This window comes from Brachyspira sp. SAP_772, from assembly GCF_009755885.1.
Lineage (GTDB): Bacteria > Spirochaetota > Brachyspiria > Brachyspirales > Brachyspiraceae > Brachyspira.
On record NZ_VYIX01000002.1, the window covers coordinates 930,973 to 951,772 of the forward strand.

General features: G+C 26.1%; 13 protein-coding genes. 6 read left to right on the plus strand and 7 right to left on the minus strand.

Annotated elements, in window-relative coordinates:
* Window positions 1-19 precede the first annotated feature (19 nt).
* Window positions 20-3,610 (plus strand): DNA translocase FtsK, encoded by a 3,591-nt coding sequence (locus GQX97_RS09335; protein ID WP_157151666.1) that lies wholly within the window; start codon window positions 20-22, stop codon window positions 3,608-3,610.
* 69 nt (window positions 3,611-3,679) lie between these two features.
* Here GQX97_RS09335 and GQX97_RS14810 read toward each other — a convergent pair whose 3' ends face one another.
* The 4 genes from GQX97_RS14810 to GQX97_RS09350 all read right to left on the minus strand — a co-directional run bounded on the left by GQX97_RS14810 (window position 3,680) and on the right by GQX97_RS09350 (window position 8,697).
* A complete protein-coding gene (locus tag GQX97_RS14810) occupies window positions 3,680-3,829 on the minus strand; it encodes a hypothetical protein (protein WP_198391210.1) in 150 nt (49 codons plus the stop codon).
* 151 nt (window positions 3,830-3,980) lie between these two features.
* A complete protein-coding gene (locus GQX97_RS09340) occupies window positions 3,981-6,479 on the minus strand; it encodes a DUF262 domain-containing protein (RefSeq protein WP_157151667.1) in 2,499 nt (832 codons plus the stop codon).
* Window positions 6,480-6,489: 10 nt separating this feature from the next.
* Window positions 6,490-8,334 carry a DUF262 domain-containing protein gene (locus GQX97_RS09345; RefSeq protein ID WP_157151668.1) on the minus strand — a complete coding sequence of 615 codons (1,845 nt, stop codon included), beginning with the start codon at window positions 8,332-8,334 and terminating at the stop codon, window positions 6,490-6,492.
* A gap of 144 nt (window positions 8,335-8,478) precedes the next feature.
* On the minus strand, window positions 8,479-8,697 hold the full coding sequence (locus GQX97_RS09350) for a hypothetical protein (RefSeq protein ID WP_157151669.1): 219 nt from the start codon (window positions 8,695-8,697) through the stop codon (window positions 8,479-8,481).
* A 121-nt stretch (window positions 8,698-8,818) separates the two neighbouring features.
* On the opposite strand from GQX97_RS09350, the gene mutL reads away from it, so the two are divergent.
* Window positions 8,819-10,648 carry a DNA mismatch repair endonuclease MutL gene (gene mutL, locus GQX97_RS09355; RefSeq protein WP_157151670.1) on the plus strand — a complete coding sequence of 610 codons (1,830 nt, stop codon included), beginning with the start codon at window positions 8,819-8,821 and terminating at the stop codon, window positions 10,646-10,648.
* Window positions 10,649-11,047: 399 nt separating this feature from the next.
* On the opposite strand, the gene GQX97_RS09360 is transcribed toward mutL, so the two are convergent.
* From GQX97_RS09360 to GQX97_RS09370, 3 genes are all read right to left on the minus strand, one after another.
* Window positions 11,048-11,263, minus strand: coding sequence for a hypothetical protein (locus tag GQX97_RS09360; RefSeq protein ID WP_014932694.1), 216 nt, complete (start codon window positions 11,261-11,263; stop codon window positions 11,048-11,050).
* A 94-nt stretch (window positions 11,264-11,357) separates the two neighbouring features.
* Window positions 11,358-11,561, minus strand: a complete 204-nt coding sequence (gene rpmE / locus GQX97_RS09365; protein ID WP_013244860.1) for a 50S ribosomal protein L31 — start codon at window positions 11,559-11,561, stop codon at window positions 11,358-11,360.
* An 87-nt stretch (window positions 11,562-11,648) separates the two neighbouring features.
* Complete coding sequence (locus GQX97_RS09370) at window positions 11,649-11,981, minus strand: rhodanese-like domain-containing protein (protein WP_157151671.1); 333 nt, start codon at window positions 11,979-11,981, stop codon at window positions 11,649-11,651.
* Window positions 11,982-12,121: 140 nt separating this feature from the next.
* Here GQX97_RS09370 and tyrS point away from each other — a divergent pair, with 140 nt between their 5' ends.
* The 4 genes from tyrS to GQX97_RS09390 all read left to right on the plus strand — a co-directional run bounded on the left by tyrS (window position 12,122) and on the right by GQX97_RS09390 (window position 20,522).
* The gene (tyrS, locus tag GQX97_RS09375) at window positions 12,122-13,318 is read left to right on the plus strand and encodes a tyrosine--tRNA ligase (protein WP_157151672.1); all 1,197 of its coding nucleotides are present in this window, start codon (window positions 12,122-12,124) and stop codon (window positions 13,316-13,318) included.
* 31 nt (window positions 13,319-13,349) lie between these two features.
* Window positions 13,350-16,265 (plus strand): LPS-assembly protein LptD, encoded by a 2,916-nt coding sequence (locus tag GQX97_RS09380; RefSeq protein WP_157151673.1) that lies wholly within the window; start codon window positions 13,350-13,352, stop codon window positions 16,263-16,265.
* Window positions 16,266-16,279: 14 nt separating this feature from the next.
* Entirely contained in the window at window positions 16,280-17,635 is a 1,356-nt protein-coding gene (locus GQX97_RS09385) for an ankyrin repeat domain-containing protein (RefSeq protein WP_157151674.1), read from the plus strand.
* Between the two features lie 481 nt (window positions 17,636-18,116).
* Entirely contained in the window at window positions 18,117-20,522 is a 2,406-nt protein-coding gene (locus GQX97_RS09390) for an ankyrin repeat domain-containing protein (RefSeq protein WP_157151675.1), read from the plus strand.
* Window positions 20,523-20,800: the final 278 nt, after the last annotated feature.

Consider the following 20,800-nt stretch of genomic DNA (forward strand, 5'->3'; position numbering starts at 1 on the left):
AATAGCTGGAGTTTTTATAATGTTTACTAAAAGAAAATTAAACATACAAAAAAGAGCTGAGAGCAAGAATATTTATCAATCTTATGATGATAAAAACAGAAATCCTATATATGATATTATTGGTTTTTTATGCATACTTTTTGCAGGAATATTAATTTTATCATATTTGAGTGCCAATATTGGAGAGATGAATACTACACTTACAACAAAAAATTTACTTGGTAAGTTTGGAGCTTATATTGCCGAGTATTCATTTTCGGCTTTTGGAGTTTCCTCTTTTGTAATACCTGCATTTTTTGTATATGCGGGAGTAAATATTATATTAAAAAATTCTGTTAAAAATATTTTGATGTTTGCTCTTCTTTTATCATTTGTTATGATGTTATCCAGTATACTTTTTGATATATTGCTTGGAGAGAGAGCATTTTATTATAAAGGCGGAATAATGGGAGAAGTTATAGGAGGTTCACTTGCTTCATTATTTGGAAATATTGGCTCTATTATAATAACTTCTGCTATACTTCTTATTACAATAATAGCATTTGCTAAGATTTCATTGCTTGATTTAGCTAATTATTGTAAGGATATGATAAAAAAGATAGACTTAGAAAAGATAAAAGATGTTGAGAGAAAAATATCTGATACTATAAAAACTAAAAAAGAAGAAATGAAAGAATATAAAAATGCAAAAGATGAAAACGAAAAAAATTATAAAGAAGAAAATAATAATAAAAAAGATACTTCATTAAATTACTTGCCTATGTTTAGCAAAAGAGAAGTATCAGATTTTGAGTTTAATAATACTCCATTTATAGAAAAAATATCTTTCAATCATTATGATTCATCTGAGAGAAAATACTATAACAAAAATGAAAACATAATGGAAGACTTTTTCAATAAGAGAAATGATTTTGATGATGATAAAAATAAAGAATTAGATTATATGGTTGAGAGTTTAAATAATTTGAAAAGAGATAATTATGGAAGAATTAATGTTAATGCAATAGAAGATAGAGAAGAGGATATGGGCAATTCTTTATTTGAGGCAGCATTTGGAAATGACATAAAAACAGATATAAAAAAAAAAGAAGACACTTTCAGTCAGTATGATGTATTAAAACAATATGATGATGAATATAATAAAAATGTTCATGAAGCAATAGAAAATATTGATTGGGATTTTAGCATTAATAGATCTAAGAAGTCAGATTTTAAAAAGGCTGCTTACGAGGATAATGTTAATTATTATGATACAACAGAAAATTATTTGAAAGCAGTAAATAGTATAAGTAGCGATTATGATGAGAGTGTTATACTTGAAAATATATATAAAAACAGAGAGAGAAAGCTTCAAGAATTAAATAATAATAATGGTGATGATAAATTAGAAAACAACAAAATAGAATATATTGAAGACTTAGATAAATTATATAAAGAGTATAAAGAGAAAACTCTAAGAAAAGAAAATACTACAAATCATCAGCCTTTTAATGATTTAAATAATACTAATGTTTCATATAAAACTTCTGTTAATACTGATAATAAAGAAAATATATTAGATAAATTGAGAAGAGTTGCTAATGAAAATAAGCAATTAAAAGAGATGTATGACAGAGAGCATGGAAAAATAAAAAGAGGAAGCAGCAACAAAGAACAATTAAATTACTCAGAACAGACAACTAATAAAAGCAGTCATTTTGAGTTTCCTATGGGCTATGCTTCAAAGAGAGCATATAGAAGAGAAGACCATATACCAAACTACAATAATCATGTCATTGAAGATGATGATAGTATATTAAATTGTTTTGATTTGGACGAAGAAGAGCTTTACAATGTTGATAAATCTTATAATGATATAGAAGACGTAAAAATAAAAGATGATTCAAGAGAGTTAAACAATTTTTTAAATGATTATGAATATCATAACACAACTAACGAAGAAGAGTATGATGTTGAAAAAGAGCTTCAAAAATATGCTGAAAAACTAAACTCTATAGAAGATATAAAAAACGATAATGAGGCTAGCACTGGTTTTATAAATATAGAATCAGAAAAAAAAGTAAACACACTAAAAGAGCCTCAAAGACCTATAATACATAAAAATCACAAAAATGATTTTGACTTAATACAATCAAACTTTAACAGCAAGTATGTAGATAAGCATTATAAAGCTCCTCCATTTGATTTGCTCAATAGATCAATTCCTGTAAATGATAATGCAATGCTTGAATCTATAAAACAAACAGCAATACAATTAGAAAATACATTGCTTGATTTTAATATAGAAGCTAAAGTTACAGGAGTATCAAGAGGACCAGTTATTACAAGATATGAGCTTGAATTAGCGGCAGGAACTAGAGTGTCAAAAATATCAAACTTAACAGACAATATTGCTTTAGCACTTGCTTCAGAGAGTGTGAGAATAATAGCACCAATTCCGGGACGCTCTGTTATCGGTATAGAGATACCAAACAAGGTGAGAAATGCAGTTTTCTTAAGAGATGTATTAGAAAGCAGCGATTTTAGACAATCTAAACTTGATATACCATTTGTATTAGGAAAGGGCATATATGGAAACAATGTTGTATCAGATATGTCTGAAGCTCCTCACTTGCTTGTTGCTGGTACTACTGGTTCTGGTAAAAGTGTTTGTTTATCTACAATAATACTTTCGCTTTTATATAAGTTTAGACCTGATGAGCTTAAGTTTATATTTGTAGATAAAAAGAGAGTTGAGCTTTCCATATATAACGGCATACCACATTTAATGTCTCCGGTTGTTTCTGATGAGAAGAAGGCTACTATAGTGTTGAGATATATTGTAGACATAATGGAGAAAAGATACGAAAGAATGGAGAGATTCTTCGTTAGAAATGTTAAGACTTACAATGAAAAAGTAAAACAGCTTCTTAAAGAAGGTGAAACAGAGTTTAACGGCGAGCCTTTAGAGTTATTTCCATATATAGTTTTGGTGATAGATGAGCTTCACAATTTGATGGTTGTTGCTTCAAAAGAGGTTGAGGATTTAATATCACGTTTGGCTGGTATGAGTAGGGCTGTTGGCATACACTTAATAATTGCCACACAAAGACCTTCTGCAGATGTTGTTACTGGTGTTATAAAGGCTAATTTACCAACAAGAATTGCATTCCAAGTGCCTAACAAAACAAACTCTCGTATTATAATAGATATGTCTGGTGCTGAGCAGTTATTAGGTAAAGGAGATGCTTTATTCTGTGCCTCTGGAAGTCAGATGCCTGAGAGGGTTCAGGGAGCTTTTGTTTCTGACAATGAAGTTAAGAAAGTGGTTGACTATTTATCTGGAGAGATGTCTCCTATGTTTGACGAGAGCTTGATTGCGGCATTAGAGGGAAGTGATGATGACAAAAACACCGATGAAGAGGATATATTAGACGAAGAGCTTTGGGAGGATGCTGTTGAGCTTGTTGCTAGAACTGGTAAGGCTAGTGCCTCATTTCTACAACGAAGATTAAAAATAGGCTACAACCGTGCCGCTAGAATAGTTGAGATTATGGAGCGTCAAGGTATTGTGGGTCCAGAAAATGGTTCTAAGCCAAGAGAAGTTTTAATTACATTAGATGATAGATAATAAGATTTTAAGGCTCGTTTACAGTTGGTAGGCGGGCTTTTTTATATAATAAAGTTTATATAAAAAAACTTATTTTGAATTGCTTTCTACTATTTTAGTTATATATTCATCATCTTGCAATCTATTGTTTATATTATCTTCTTTATTGTCTTTGTCATTGCAAGAAACAATAAAACTAAATAATATTAGAGTTAGTAATAATAATATTCTTTTATACATAACAACTCCTAATATTACTAAATATTATGTAACATACTTTTATATTATCGGAATATATATTATACAAAATTAATTAATTATTTTAAATATGTTTAACAAAATATTTTTTATTTTTTTTACTTTATTTTTTAAATAAAAAAGTTTTGAGAGTTCAACTCATTTTATTATTACTAATTATTTTTTTAAGAAAAATCTGTTCTAATATTTCATATTCCTTTAGTAAGGATATATTATTACATGTTTTACAATAATACCAATGAATATTATTAGTGTATCTTTCATATCCTTCAAAATTGATTTTCTTTTCTTCTATTTTTCTTAAAACTTTTCTAGTCCTTTTCTCATCGTTATAAGATATTTTTTTTCTCAAACCACATTCAAGACAATAACCATCTGTGGTAAATCCAACTAAAACTTCTTCGCCTGCTATTTCTATTTCTTTAGCCAGACTAACCCATTCATAACAATATAAAACTTCCTTATTTGGATATCTTAATATTTTTGATTTATCAGTAATTTCAGGATTATCAGCTCCATTATAATAGTATAATTTAAAGTCTGTATGTTTTTTCAAGAATTTAGCAAACATTGTATGCACTTTAGTTGACAATGGTATATCCCAATGAGTTCTAAATCTATACTGAGCATATAAATAATAACCACTATAGATATGTTGTTTTACTTCTCCTGAGTATGAATATTGATCATTGTATAAATTTGCACTGTTATTATTAACATCTTTAGCATCTTTTATTATCAAATATTTCCAATGACTATCTTCTTTATAATCATATATTATAGTATAGCATTTATCTAATACAGTTTCATTTATTTTATCATTAAATATAGCATTGATAAATTCTTTTAATTTATTTTGATACCATATTAATAATGTTTTATTATCATTATCTTTATTATTTCTAAATATGGATATGGTTGTAGAATAGTAAGGTCTAAAATATTCTATTTCATCATTACCAATGAATGCCAATATAGCCCTATGTATTAAATAATTTCCATTTTCATTATTAAAGCCATTTTTAGTAAAAATATAATCTACTACATCAACAATATTTTCATTATCTATATTGTCTAACAAGAAATCAATATTACCTTGTAAAAATATATTATTCTCACAAGCGTAAATTCTTTTTCTAATATTTTGATTACAACTTTTTAATATATTTAATTTATTTTTTTCTGATTCAACTATTATTTTCAATATCTCTTGATTATTATTGTTATAAGATTTTAATGATATTTCTCCATTTTCTATGAATGATTTTATAAAACTAATTTGGAATTTTAGCTCATCATCATCGCCAGTATGTTCATAATAAATAAATATAAAATTCCTTATAAATCTCAATATATCTTTATAATCTTTTATTTTTTCAATTATTGAATCTATATTTTCACTTTCTTTATAATTTTCTTCTTCATATATTTTATTTAAAATAATGAAAAAACTAAATAATAATATTTGATATTTCAAATCATAATTATTTATTTTAAGCAAAATAATATCTTCATCTTTTCTATCAAAAATATTTATATTTTTTTCAAAAGTAGATATTTTATTATCATAAATAATTTCATCATATATACAAAATATATTATTGAATAGTTCAATGTTTTTTTCAGGTTTTAATTTATAAAATATATCCAATATATTAATTATAAATTTTATATTACATTCTAACACAAAATTTTTACTGTCGTCAATATATTTTAACATTTTTTCATCTGTTTTTTTTACAAATAAATTAAAGAAATCTTTTAGATGTACACCTATTTTTTCATTTTTTTCTTTTATATATTCACATTGTTCAGAATATAACATTCCAAATACAAAATCAAAAAAGTTTTTAAAAAGACTGTCTATTTCAGGATTTTTATTATCTTTCACAAATTCCCAGAAAAAATTAGACCAAGTTGTATCTATTTTTTCTCTAAATTCTCTTAAAAGATTATAATCTATTTTTCCATCTAAAAAACTTTCGAGTTTTGATTTAAATATTTCAAAATCTGTTAATTGCTTTCCTCTTGAATTCATTTTTATATATAAATCATCAGGGTCGCCTTTTATATATTCATAGTAAAATTGTATCCTATTTAATTTACTGCTATTAATATCTTTTTTATTTTTAACTTTTTCATGAATATCATCTATTACCTGAAGCATTCCTTTAACTGTTGTATCTTTTTCCCAGAAATTTAAAAACTTAATATTGTCTTTTAATTTGTCTGATAAATTTTCATTTGATTTTAACTTAATTTCTTCTCTTTTTATGCTTAATAAAAATGATATAAAATTTTTTGATGAATTTCTAGTTTCATAAGTAAACCTTTTTAATATTTCATCATTAAAATTAAAATACCAATGAAATAAAAATAATGTTGTTAATCTTTGCTGTCCATCCAATAAATAAAATACATCATTATCTTCTACACCATATATATAATCTAATATTAATTCTTCTTTATCGTTTGATAAAAAATCAATAATAACATCTAAAAAATCCTCTCTTATTTTCCTTACTTTATGAGTCTTTCTACCCTGAGCATAACCTCTTTGTATAATAGGTACAACAACATTATTTTCATATTTCTCTAATAATGATATAAAATTTTCCTTATTGTTACTCATAATATTCTCCTTATTTATTTTTTAATCCCAAATAATCAGTTATTGAATCTATTATATTATTTAAATAATCATATTTATCAGTTTTTGTCCATAATAGTATATCTTTTGGTTCATTTGTATAATATTTTAAAAATACATTTTTTGTAGATATGGGAATATATTTTTTATTATTTTTAATTAAGTCTTTTATTTTTTTTAGCTTCATTGGAAAAATAGAGTTACTTAATGTAGTGTTATTATTCACATCTATTAATGCCAAATTAGAAATATTATTTTCATTATCTAAATTATAATTTTTTTCAAATGTAACTGAAGATTCACTATCTTCTAATAATTTTTTATATAATTTTTCATAAATAAAAAATAATGCATCTATTATATAATTGAAGTTATCCTCTATTTTAAAATTATTAAAAGCTTCATCTAGATTTTTATATTCATTTTCTATTAATTCTTTATTTTGAAGTATATATAATTTATTTTCTTCTATAAATTTTTCTTTTTCTTTCTCAGATAATTTTTTTGAGTTTCTAGCATGTATATGTTCTAAAGATGGTGTTATCTTTTTATATTCATCAAATGGAAATCTTATATTTTCTTTTGAACTATCTATTATATTGAATAGTAGTAATATTCTTATTATTTCAGAATTATTTATATTATATTCCAATTCTGATATATTTTCTTCTAACTGTTTATAATTATGAGCTTTGATACTTTCTTTTATATCTTTTTTTATTTTAGTCTTAAATTCTTGTTTAGTGTTTAATTTTTTGTCTTCTGCATAAGATAAAATAGTTTTTAACTCTCTTGAACCTGAGGCTATTAAATAACCTATATTATTATATAATTCATCATCTTCATACCATTCTTTTAAAAGATAAAAATATTTTGAAAGCTCTTTCCATTTTTCATTTAAATTATTTTGATTATTTTTAAACTCTTTATAAAAAGAATTAAATATTTTATATTTTGTATTATCAGTGTTATTATTTTTTAGTTTTATATTATATATTAACTCAAATAGAAAATCCATTCTAATATTATTATCATCATTGTTGGAAATAAAATACCAGAATTTATCGTTTTCTAATTCTATCTCTATATTTTCCCATTGATTTGCGATATTTATTTGTTTTAATTCTTCCAGCTTTTTTTTATTATTACTTTCTTCTTGTTTTGATTCTTCTGCATTTTTATTGTTGCTGCTTTCTTCTTTAAAATTTGATTTATGTAAAAATATAGCCTTTATCAATTCACTATCAGTAAGTGCTATTTTACCAGCATTAAGTCTTTGAAAAACTTCATTTTCATCATCTTCACCTACATTATACCATATTATATTTACATTATCTAATAAATTATCTTTAAAATCTTTTTTATCTATCTCATTTTTCTCAAACCATTTTTTTATAAATACATAAGCATTATAAATATGATAATAGTCTATATTTGATTTATAAACGTTTTCTGGGGTATCTTCCTTAATATTTTTTAAAACATTTGATTTTGTATCATAATTAATATTAAAATTATTATCTTCATTTTTTAATTTTAATTCTTTATTTAAATATTTTAATATCAAATAAATTGTAGTTAATCTTTGCTGACCATCTACTAAATTATATTGTTTATCATCTTTTTTTACAGCTTTTACAGCTATAGGATTAAGACAATACTTTTCATCTCCTTTTTTATTTTCTATAAACTCTTTTATATCTTCTAATAAAGCTTGAACTTCTCCATTTTCGCCTCTCCATCTATATCCTCGCTGATAACTAGGTATAACAAAATTATACTTTAATAATTTTTTTACAGAGCACATTTCTACTGATTTATTATTTGATTCATTCATAAATATTCCTTTTATTTCCTTTACTAAAAAAGAATTTATATTAAATTAACATTTTAAAATACTAAAAATATTTCTTCTATATATTAGAAGTTATCATAATATATTAAAGCTGCAGTATAACATATTTTTATAATAAAACAATAATTATTTTTTATTTATGATAATAAAAGACGGAATAACTATAGAGAAAAATATTGCCGAACAAAAAAGAAAATCTTTTATTGTAATGTTATAACTGTATTTTATAAAACTCTTGTCATGTCTAAATGGTGTAGGTTTAGAGTCTCCATCTGGACCTTTACATTCTTCTTGAGAGAAAATAACGATGATAGATAATATTGCTATAAATAAAAGTTTTTTCATAAAAATAAACTAAAGAAATAATTTTTTGCAATAATAATATATATTAAAAAAATATGCAATTATTGGTATTATAATAATTAAAAAATTTTATTTTTTATTAGAAATATAATATAATTCAGACATGAAAAAAAGTATAATGAAACTTCCACAATCTGTAGCAAATCGTATAGCTGCCGGAGAGATAATAGAGAGACCAGCTTCAATGCTTAAAGAACTTCTTGAAAATGCTGTTGATAGCGGTGCTGATAATATAGAAGTGAGAGTAGAAGATGCAGGAATAAAAACTATGATAGTAGAAGATAATGGAAGCGGTATAGCTTTTGATGAACTTCCTTTGGCAATTACTCATCATGCCACTAGTAAAATTTATTCTATAGAAGATTTGGATAATATATACACTTTAGGTTTTAGAGGTGAGGCATTAGCTTCTATAGGAGATGTTACCAATTTAGAAATAGTTTCAAAGAGTATTGATGAAAAAACAGGCGGGAAGATTGTTGTTGAGGCTGGAAAAATATTGGAGCATAAGCCTTATGCTTCTGTTGATGGCACTAAAATTACTGCTAAAAACCTTTTTTTTAATATACCTGCAAGATACAAATTTTTAAAGCATATATCAAGAGAGTTTTATTTAGTTAAAGAAGTGTTTGATATGGAGGCTTTGGTGCAGCCTAATATTACTATGAAGCTATATAATAATGGTAAGCTTGTAAATAGTTATTTGAAAGTTGATAATTTAAAAGATAGAATTGAAAATTATTTGAATGATAGTAATGTTTTTTCAAATTTAATAGAATTAAATATAGAGAAAAATGATATAAACATATACGGACTTTTTTCTAATTCTAAAATAAGTCAGTCTATGAGAAAGAATAATTTTATATTTCTAAATAATAGACCAATAGAAAATAGAGTTATTGCATACGCTATAAAAAATGCCTATTCTAACACCATACCAAAAGAGAGATATCCGTTTTTCTTTTTATATATTAATGTTGATACAAATAAGGTTGATGTTAATGTGCATCCAAGTAAGAAGGAAGTGAGAATAAAAAATGAAAGGGATATTTCTGGTATAATTTATAACGCCATATACAATAATATTAATAGTGTGAATAATTTCTCTTCTGTTAATATTGAAGTTGATGTTGATAAAGATATCACTCCAACATTTCCAGTACAAAGTAGTAATAATAATGTAACTACAAATAGTTCTAATAATAATTTTTCTAACGATAATTTTAATGAAACAAAAACTAGTAATAATTTTCAATTTAATAATGAATTAGCTTCTAATGTTAATAATGAGTTGTATAATAAAAACGATTTAAATAATAATAATCTAGAACCTCAAAAAAATAATATAGAGTTTGGTGAGTATGTAAAAGCAGTAGGGCAGGCTTTCTCTTCATACATCATAGCTGAGAGAGGAAATGAAATGTATATTATAGATCAGCATGCTGCATACGAAAGACTTAATTATGAGAGAATATACAAAACTTTAGTGAGCGGTAAATTAGAATATGAGAAATTGCTTATACCTTGTGAAATAGAATATAGAGATTATGAAATAGATATATTAAACTCTTCAAAAGAACAAATAGAATCTATAGGTATAAAGTTTGAAGCTAATTCAAAAAATAGCATTATAATAGATGAAGTTCCAATATATATTCCAAAAAATCAAAGAATAGAGAAAATTATTAAAGACATTTTGGATATATATATTTCTAAAGAGAGCAATAATAGTTTAGAGAAATTAATAAAACATACATGCAGTACAATATCTTGTAAATATTCACCAAAGGCGGGAGATAAACTTTCTCTTAATGATATGCAAACCTTGCTTGATTTGCTTGAAGAAGAAAATATATTAACTAATTGCCCGCATGGAAGACCATTTGTTTTAAGACTTTCAAAAGATTATCTCGATAAAAAATTCTTTAGATGATTCAGTTATTATATATATTTTAAAAGCGAATTAATGAATATTTATATTGTTTTTAGTTTAATATTACGCATGTAAAATATAGTTAGTATTATTCTCTTAACTTGCACTTTTTGCAACTTTTTGCGGCGTGAAAAAGTTGAATAAAATAAAAACTTACATTACAAAATATAGCTGTTTAAATACATGCTAAAATTAAATTTTAAAATTTATTATTTGTGGCGGTTTTGCCCCCTGCGAAGCGTGCCCTTAGGGTACACACCCCAAGTTCTTTTTGTGATCAAAAGAACCAAAAAGACTGCATTTGAGTGAGATAGTATTTAATTATAATCAAAAATACAATATATATTATGAATAACACTGAAATATTTATACTTTTTATTTTATTATATCTTAATGGATTTATTGCTTTTCTATAGATTCAAAATAACAAGCCATAAAGTCGCCTTCGCCGTTTTCAAAATCGGCTACCATAGAAGAAACTTTTTTGTTAAGTTCTTTTATCATTTTGTATGCTAATTCATTTGCTTTAGCTTCTGTTATATTAGGGTTGGTTTTTAATATTTGAGATATTACTTTATTGATATTTACTCTTTTATAAACGCCGTCGCTATCCATAAACCGCCTTTATCAATAAATAAAGTCTACAAAGTATATAATATAGCTATAATACTCTATAGACTTAAATATTTTTATATTTATTGATTAAATATTATTTTTTTAAGCCATAACGTTTTTTGAATTTATCAACTCTACCAGCAGTATCCAATATTTTTTGTTTACCAGTAAAGAAAGGGTGACAATTATGACAAATGTCAACGTGTAAAGTTTTTTGAACTGAATGTATTTTGAAATTAGCACCGCATGCACAATTTACATCAGTTTCATAGTATTCTGGATGTATATTTTTTTTCATTGATTTATCTCCAACAAATTAAATTATTCTAAACTATCTAAATTATTATATTATAAGTTAAAGTTTATTGCAATAGCATAAAACAAATTATTTACTATTTTCTAAAGCAATAGACAGTTCTATATAGCCTGCATTCATAAGGTTATTTAAATGCTTGAAGCCTTTTTTTAGCATATATTGCGATACAGCAAAAGAACGTCCCCCGCTAGCACAATATAATAAATATTCTTTGTCCCTATCTAAATTTTCTATAGTTTCTATAATTTGACGGTCGTTAGGGTCTAAAAGCATACTTCCTTTTATAAATCCTGTAGCTTTTGCTTCATATGGGCCTCTAATATCTAATAATTGTAAATCTTTATTTGTTTTTATTAATTGAACTGCAGTTTCTACATTTACACTATTAACTTGATTTTCCATTTATATTTATCCTCATAGTTTTTTGATTTATTATTTATCATTATAATATATTTTAGATTTTTTTAAATAATTGACTTTAATTAAAATTTACATTATTATAGATTCATATATTTTAAATTTTATAAGGGTTAATATAAGTTATGGAAGAGAAACAATACAGTTTAGAAGAATCTATAGAATTAATTTCAAGAGGAGCAAGCGAAATAATAGGCTTGGAAGAGATAAAAGAAAAACTAAAAAGCGGAAAAAAATTAACAGTAAAAGCAGGCTTTGACCCCACAGCTCCAGATATACACTTAGGACACACTGTACTTTTAAGAAAGATGAGACATTTTCAATTACTTGGACATAAAGTAGTATTTCTTATAGGAGATTTTACTGGAAGAATAGGAGACCCATCTGGTAAAACAAAAACTCGTCCTAGATTAAGCGAAGAAGACGTATTAAGAAATGCTGAAACTTATAAGCAGCAAGTATTTAAAATTTTGGACCCTGAAAAAACTATAGTTGAGTTTAATTCAAAATGGCTTGGTAAAATGAGTTTTGCCGATGTACTTGGACTTACTTCAAGATATACCGTAGCACAAATGATAGAACGGGATGATTTTTCTAAGAGGTATAAAAATGGTCAGCCTATAAGTATGATGGAGTTTTTATATCCATTAGCACAAGGTTATGATTCTGTTGCTTTAGAATGCGATGTTGAGCTTGGAGGTAATGACCAAAAGTTTAATTTGCTTGTTGGAAGAACCCTAATGAAAGAATATGGACTATCTCCTCAGGCTGTTTTAACAGTGCCTTTACTTGAAGGCTTAGATGGTGTTGAGAAGATGAGTAAGTCTTTAGGCAACTATATAGGTGTTTATGATAGCCCTAAAGATATGTATGGTAAGGCTATGAGCATACCTGATAGTTTGATTCTAAAATATATGGAATTAGTTACAGATATACCTATGAATGATATAAGAAATTATAAGAAGGCTATGGAAGAAGGGGAGAACCCTAGAAATATAAAATCTGTACTTGCCAAAGAAATTGTAAAATTGTATCATACAGAAGAAGATGCTAATAATGCAGAAGAGGAGTTTAAGAGAATATTTAGCTCTAAGGGTATACCAGATGAAATAGAAGAGGTTATTGTTAGTAAAGATGATAATGTTTTAAATATTTTATCTGTATGCATGAAAAATGAAAGTAAATCTAATTTAAAAAGATTGATTTCTCAAGGCAGTGTTACTTTAGATAATGAAAAGATTACGGATATAAACTCTAATATAAATAAAGAGGGTATACTAAAAATAGGAAAACGTAATTTCTTTAAAATAAAATTTTCTTAAAAAAGATAAATGTGATTTTTAAGAGGCAATAATGCGGGTCTTGATATTACTATTATCTTTAATAATATTTAATGCATACTTATATGCACAAGATAATAATCAAGATAATAATAATATTCCAAGAACAAACGAAAACGCATTAATGCAAATAAATCAATTTGATGCCAAAAGAAATCCTGTTTCTTTTATTAATATAGTTAATTTCACTCCATATTATGTATTAACAGAATATGCTAGAAATTACGGCATAGAGATTTACCCTTATGATGATGAGTCTAGTTTAAGAGCTAGAATTATCAAAAGACAAGTTAATGTGGACGTTGTAAAGATTGTAGGGGAAGATAATATAAGAAATGTAGCACGTGCTAGTATTAATACAGGCGGAGGGCAGATAGAGTTTAGAAGTGCTGATTATGTTGAAAGATATAGGATAGAAGAAGCTGGGGAGGAGTTAATAGCTCTATACGGAAATGTACAGCTTAAAATGTACAATAATGTTATGACAGCTGATAGAGTTGTTTATAGTTTAAAAACAGGTGAAGTATTTGCTTCTGGTAATTTGAGAGTTGAATCTGGAGCTAGTGTTTTAAATGGTGAATGGTTCATGCTTAATAAAGATGATAAGAAAGGTATTTTATATAATGGTAACACAAAATTCCAGAGTTTTACAGTTCAAGGTAATATAATAAAATTCAATGATCCTGATTTTTTTGCTAATGACAGCAGTGTAAGTTTTTCAAGGCTTACTCCTGTAGCACATGATTTTTTAGCATCAAGAGTTTATTTATGGGATACAAAAAAGATATTAATATTTAATAGTATATATAGAGTTGGAAGGCAGCCTGTATTTTATTTTCCTCTTTTTATTCAAAATAATTTTGGTACTGGTATTATAAGCACTTTCGGACAGAGTTTGAGAGAAGGTGTTTATATGCAAAACAGTAAGACTTTTGATTTATACGGAGTTAGCCATAGAATAAGATTTGATGCTTATCAAAAGTTAGGTTTTCTCATTGGAGATGAAATTAGATATACTAGTCAGTATCATAATTTGTCTTTAGATGCTATGTTTGCTTTGGGAAGACAATATTATTTGCTTGATTCTTACATATCTTCTAGTCTTGGTTTTGGTACTAGGTATGTTAACTATTTTGCTGACGGTAAGCCGGGTAAATTTGTACCTAGATATAAATTTCAATATGATCATACCATACAATTACATAATAGTGAAAATATTAATGCTTATCTTACTGGCAGGTTAAATTTAAATAGTGATTTATATTTTAAGTCAGATTTTTATAATCAAAGGGGTGCTTTAGATATATTATCATTATTTACTGCTATTACTGGAAATTTAAGCGATATAGGAGATTCGTATCCAGAAAGTTATATACAAAACTCTGTGTATATTAATAGTACTATATATGGTGTTAGTTTGAGTGCGGGTGCTGAATGGAATCTTACAGCTGTAAGAAATTTATCTGTAAATTATAATACTAATTTTGACTATTATATGCCTAAACCAAGCAGATTAGTTTTACCTTCTTTATCAGCAAGTTATAGCTCTGTTTTTGGAGATGAAACTTCTTATTATTTCCCTGATTTAAATATTAATTATAATATTAGCATGAATTATTCTCATACTATAGATTATAAAACTTCTGAAGGTATAGCATTTTATGATAATCCTAATCTTAATGAACAATTAAATGAGAAATTGGCTGAAAGAAATAATTTACAATTAAACGGCGGATTATCAAGGAGTTTTACTAATTTATTTATGAGATTTACTCCTAATTTTAATATTAATTATGCTTATCAAAAAAGTATTAATCCAAGATCTGAAGATTTAATTTATGATAGAGATAATACATATTTGGGTTTAGCTAGTACTATGAACCTTTCTGTATTTTTGCCTAATTCAATACTGCCATATAAACTTGATAATTATTTTTCTCCATCTGTAAGTTGGGATACATCATATAGTATTGGCTATAGATTTAAAGAAAAAGATGCTGCATATACTAATGAAAATCAAAGCGGAGATTTTAGCAGTCATAGTATTAATACAAGTTTAAATGCAGGAGGAACTGGTTATAGTATATTTTTTATACCTAATTTAAATTGGGATATTAGAGGAACTATTAGAACAGGTTATGACCTTATACCAACATATAATGCACAAACTAAAAATTATGAACTTATACATAACACCAATAGATTCTTAACAACGGAAGTAGGAGGTTCTACTAGGCTATATTATGATTCTTCTTATATTTCTTATGATTTATCTAAAAACTTATTAGGTACGAATTTTACACAAAATGCTATAAATACTCTCATACATGTACCTATTCCTATAGATAAGCTCACAGATTGGATATTAGTGAGAAATGGTAAAAAGAAATTTTTTGATGGTTATAAGAATGATTTTAGATTTTTCTTTGATATATCATATAAACATGATTTTATTAACTATAAATATAATTATGCCGCTTTTTCACTTGGATTTGAATTAAAAATATTAGAACAATTTACTTTTAGCTTCTCTACTACAAGCAGAAATGACAGAGCTTATAGATATATAAAATCTTATGCTGAAAGAGAAAATGAAACTTGGGTTAATCCTTTCTGGGATATTGTTGATTCATTTAATTTTAGAGATTCTCAAAAAAGGATAGATAGTTTATTTAAACTAAGTTCTATAAATACAAGTGTATGGCATGAATTAGATGGATGGCAATTAAGGGCTACTTTCTCTATATCTCCTTCTGCTCTTCCTTCAGATATTGCAAGCGGTTCTGTTAAGGGGGCTTATTGGAATAAAGAGTTTTGGATTGAATTTACTCTTACTGATTTCCCTAGTGCTGGTTTACCTAGAAGAGAATATGATCTTAATTCTACTATTACAGATTTGAGAGATAATCAAACTACTACTACTTTTTAATTTATGGGTATAAAATGATTAAAAAAATATCTATTTTGTTTATTATACTAATATCTGCTTTTTTACATGCTGATGAAAATTATATAAATAAAATATTTATTGCTATAGAAAATAATGATATTAATTATATAAAATATACGATAGAAAATGACTCACAAAGCTTAAAATCTAGGCTTCCTAAAGATTATGAAAACAATTTAGAAGGAGCTACTCCTTTACTTTATGCTATTTATAATGATAAAAAGGATATTATTAAACTATTTATAGATAATCTAGATACATTATATTTTAAAGAGAGAGATGACAAAAATTATAATAGTATTATGTATGCGGCTGCTTTTTCTGATATAGATATTTTAAAATTGTTAGCAGAAAAATCTCCTAGTCTAATTAATAGTGAAACAGAGTTTAGAGTTAATATACTTCATATAGCAAGCAGTCATAATAATTATGAGGTTATAGAATATATATGCACTAATTTTAATATTGATATTAATTCTCAGGATATTGACGGTTGGACTGCTCTTTATCATGCTGCTAATTCTCAAAGCATTGAATCATACAGGCTTCTTATAAAACTAGGAGCTAATACTCAGATTACAGACAATAATGGAATGTATCCTTCAACTAGGCTTAGAGAGCTTGTGATGATGAAATATAATGAATTAAGAGATATTGATAGGGAATTATTTGAGGCTATAAGAGATAATGATATAAAAAAATTAAAGAAGAGCATAGAAGAAGGTGCTAATGTTAATGCTGAAGATGGTTATGGGCTTAGTGCTTTGCATTTTGCTATAAGAAATAAAAACATAAAAGCGGTTGATGTTTTGCTTGACTGCGAGAATATTAATTTAGAAGCAACTCTTCCTAACGGATATTATACGGCATTAGATAATTTTAGCGGTGAAGCTGTATATATAGGAGGGGCTACTCCTTTACTTTATGCTATATTTAAAAGCAATGGAGACAGCAGAATAGTAAACAGGCTCATTAAAAAAAATGCTAATATTAACACTTCTGATGAAGAGGGCTGGAATAGTTTTTTATATGCGGCTGCTTTTGGTAATGTTCGTATAATTAGCAGTTTAGTAAACAAAAATAAGAGTTTAGTTAATAGCAGAACAAAAAAAAATGTTACTGCTTTACAAATGGCTGTTGTTTACGATAATATTAAAGTAATTAGTTATTTAGTAAAAAGGCTTCATGTTGATATTAACGCGAGGGACAATGATGGATGGACTGCTCTTTATTATGCTGCTGCTAACAACAAGGCAGAGGCGTATAATTTACTTATAGAGCTTGGTGCTGACAGAGAAATTGCTAATAATGAGGGCTTAAAGCCTGATGATATATTCTTTAATAATTAATTATATTTTTAAGTTTGTTATTTTTTTGTTGTTCTTTTTCCCGCAGCTACATACCGAAGGCACTTCCTACGGTCGCAAAAGAAGTGGGCGGTGTACCCTAAGGGCACGCTTCGCAGGGGGCTAGTCCCCACAAATTACAAACTAAAAAAAATTCTCACATAAGTTTTTTATTTTCTTCAACTTTTTCCCGCCTTCGCTGTGCGGACTTCGTCAAAGTTTTCGCCCTACGGGCACGCTTCGCGAAAGTGTAAGTTAAGCAAGTAATACTAACTATATTTTACATACTAAATATTAAAACAATATGAATATTTATTTTTTAGTTCTTAAACCATATAATAAATATATAAATATTTCATTATATGGTTTTATTTTTTTATTTTATAAATGTTATAATAATATTATATTTTTTCTTTATAATGTTGTTATTAACTTATTATTATTATATAATTTTTTATATTATGTTTACTAGGAAATTTATGCTATGATTAGAAATGTATTTTTATTAATTATATTACTTTTTTCTGTTAATTTTAACATATACGCTATAAATCAAAAAGAAAGTGAATTATTTTCGGCTATAAAAGAAAAGAAAAATGAAAGAGAGTTAAGAGAGATTTTAAAGTATAGAATAGATTTTTCTGCTACAAATGAAATGGGATTAACACCTCTTTTGTATGCTATTGAATGCAATAACGAAAGAGCCTTAAGGGTACTTCTTGAATATAGTAATGTTAATATTGAATATAGACTTCCTAATGATTTTGCTGCTTATCCGTTTGTAAATAAATATGAAGGAGACAGCGTTAATATTGGAGGGGCTACTCCTTTAATGTTTGCCATATTTAGAAATAATTCAAAAGCAGTTAAAGAGCTTATAGATAAAGGAGCTAATGTTAGAGCTAAAGACAATGAGGGAAACTCTGTATTTTTGTATGCATGCGGTTTTGGAGACAGCAATATTATAAGAATGCTTCTTCAAAAAGATAAACTGATAGTTAATGATAAAACTCCTAACGGCAATCTTAATGGACTTCATTATGCTGCTGCTTTTAATAATTTAAATACTATTAATTTCTTAGTTAAAAATGTTGATATGAATATTAATGACAGAGATTCAAATGGATGCACTGCTTTATATTATGCGGCATATTATCAAAAACAAGATGCTTATAATCTGCTCATTAAACTTGGTGCTAATAAAGACATAGGTGATAATTATGGAGTAGCTCCAGAATATATATTATCAGGCGGAAGTTCTGCTTTTGACTTAGAAAACAAAGAGGAAGATAATAATAATAATAATAATAATAATACAAATACTTACTACGAAAACATGTTTATTGCAAGGGTTATTCAAACTTCAGATACCAATGCATTAAGAGATATAATGATGTATTCTAACTTTAATATGAACTCTATAATTATGGCTTATGAAACTCCTCTCACTTATGCTATACATCTTGATAAATATGATATGGTTAATGAACTTCTTAAATATGAAATGAATAATACAAATATTATAAATATAGAAACTTCTTATATACCAGCTGATGAAGTTTATTTTAATGAAGATAGAGCAGAGTTTAGAGGCAATGTATATTTGGGAGATGTTAGCCCTTTGCAGTATGCTATATTTAAAAATAACACTAATATAATAAACACACTTTTACATTATGGTGCTGATATAAGCAGAAAAGACAGTTTAGGCGATAATGCTTTAATGTATGCTGCTAGATTTTCAAGTGCTGAAGTTATTGATACAATTTTAAATTATAGCAGTAATTCTTATAGAGTAGTAGATATATACGGCAACACTCCTTTACATAATGCTTCATCACTTGGAAACACTAATGCTTTAATTGCACTTATGAATAGAACTCCTATTAATATAAACATACAAAATATTGATGGAGATACTCCTTTGCATTTAGCTGTAAAAAATAATAACAGCAATACTTATAGATTTTTATTATTAAAGGGAGCTGATTATACTATAAAAAATTATGACGGCAAAACTGCTTCAGATTTGTTGTATGGGGATAATATAGAAAATATAATGGGTAGTTTTTCAGATACTAATATCTACAGCACAAATTCATATAATAATATAAATCCAGTTGAGGCAAATAATGTTAATAATATTGTAGAAGATTTTTTATATGACAATATGCCGGATGATGATGCCTCCTATTATAAAAAAGAAAATAATGAATATCAACCAGCTCAATTAGAAAGTAAGATTCTTTTCGATGCTATTTATAAAGATGATGCAGCTTTAATACATAATGCTATTTCTAATACAGTTGATCTTAATGCAAGAAACTCTGAAGGTTTTACTCCGCTCCTTTATGCTATTCATTATGACAAAACTAATGCCCTCAATATACTTTTAAGCTACACAAATAAAATTGATATAAATAAAACATTAGACAATTATACTAATTACTATTCTAAAAAAGGGGTTAACTTTAGCGGAGAATTGGTATTTGATAAAACAACTCCTTTAGAATATGCAATATTTAAAGGAAATATTGATATAGTATCTATGCTTATGAATAATAATGCTGATATATATCTTGAAGATTCAAAAGGATATAATGGAATATTTTATGCTTCTGCTTTTGGAGATTATGCTCTATTAAATAAAATAATGCAAAAATATCCTGCTATATATAATTTCAAAAACTCTAATGGCGACAGCGTTCTTCATATTGCAGCAAGCTATGGAAACAATAATGCTATAAGTTTTTATTTATACAATACATTTTTGAGCATAAACACAAAAAATAATGAAGGTAAAACTCCACTAGACTTAGCAAATGCCAATGGATATACTAACACCGTAGATTATTTAATAAAAGGCGGTGCTAAATACGGCAATCAATAAAATATTATTTTAGTTAATATATGTTATCCTATTAAAAACAGTATATGCTATCATATCCCTAAACAACTATACTTTGTTATGTAATTTTTTATTCAACTTTTTCCCGTCGCAAAAAGTGCAAATAAAAATAGTGCCAAATCATAATAATTGTCTATTAAATAAAATATAAAACCTTTATTTTAATATCTTCAAACAAGATTTAATAATTTTCAGTATTATAAAAAAGAGCCTCATAACAATGAAGCTCTTATAATTTTATTAAAACTAATTTTTTTATT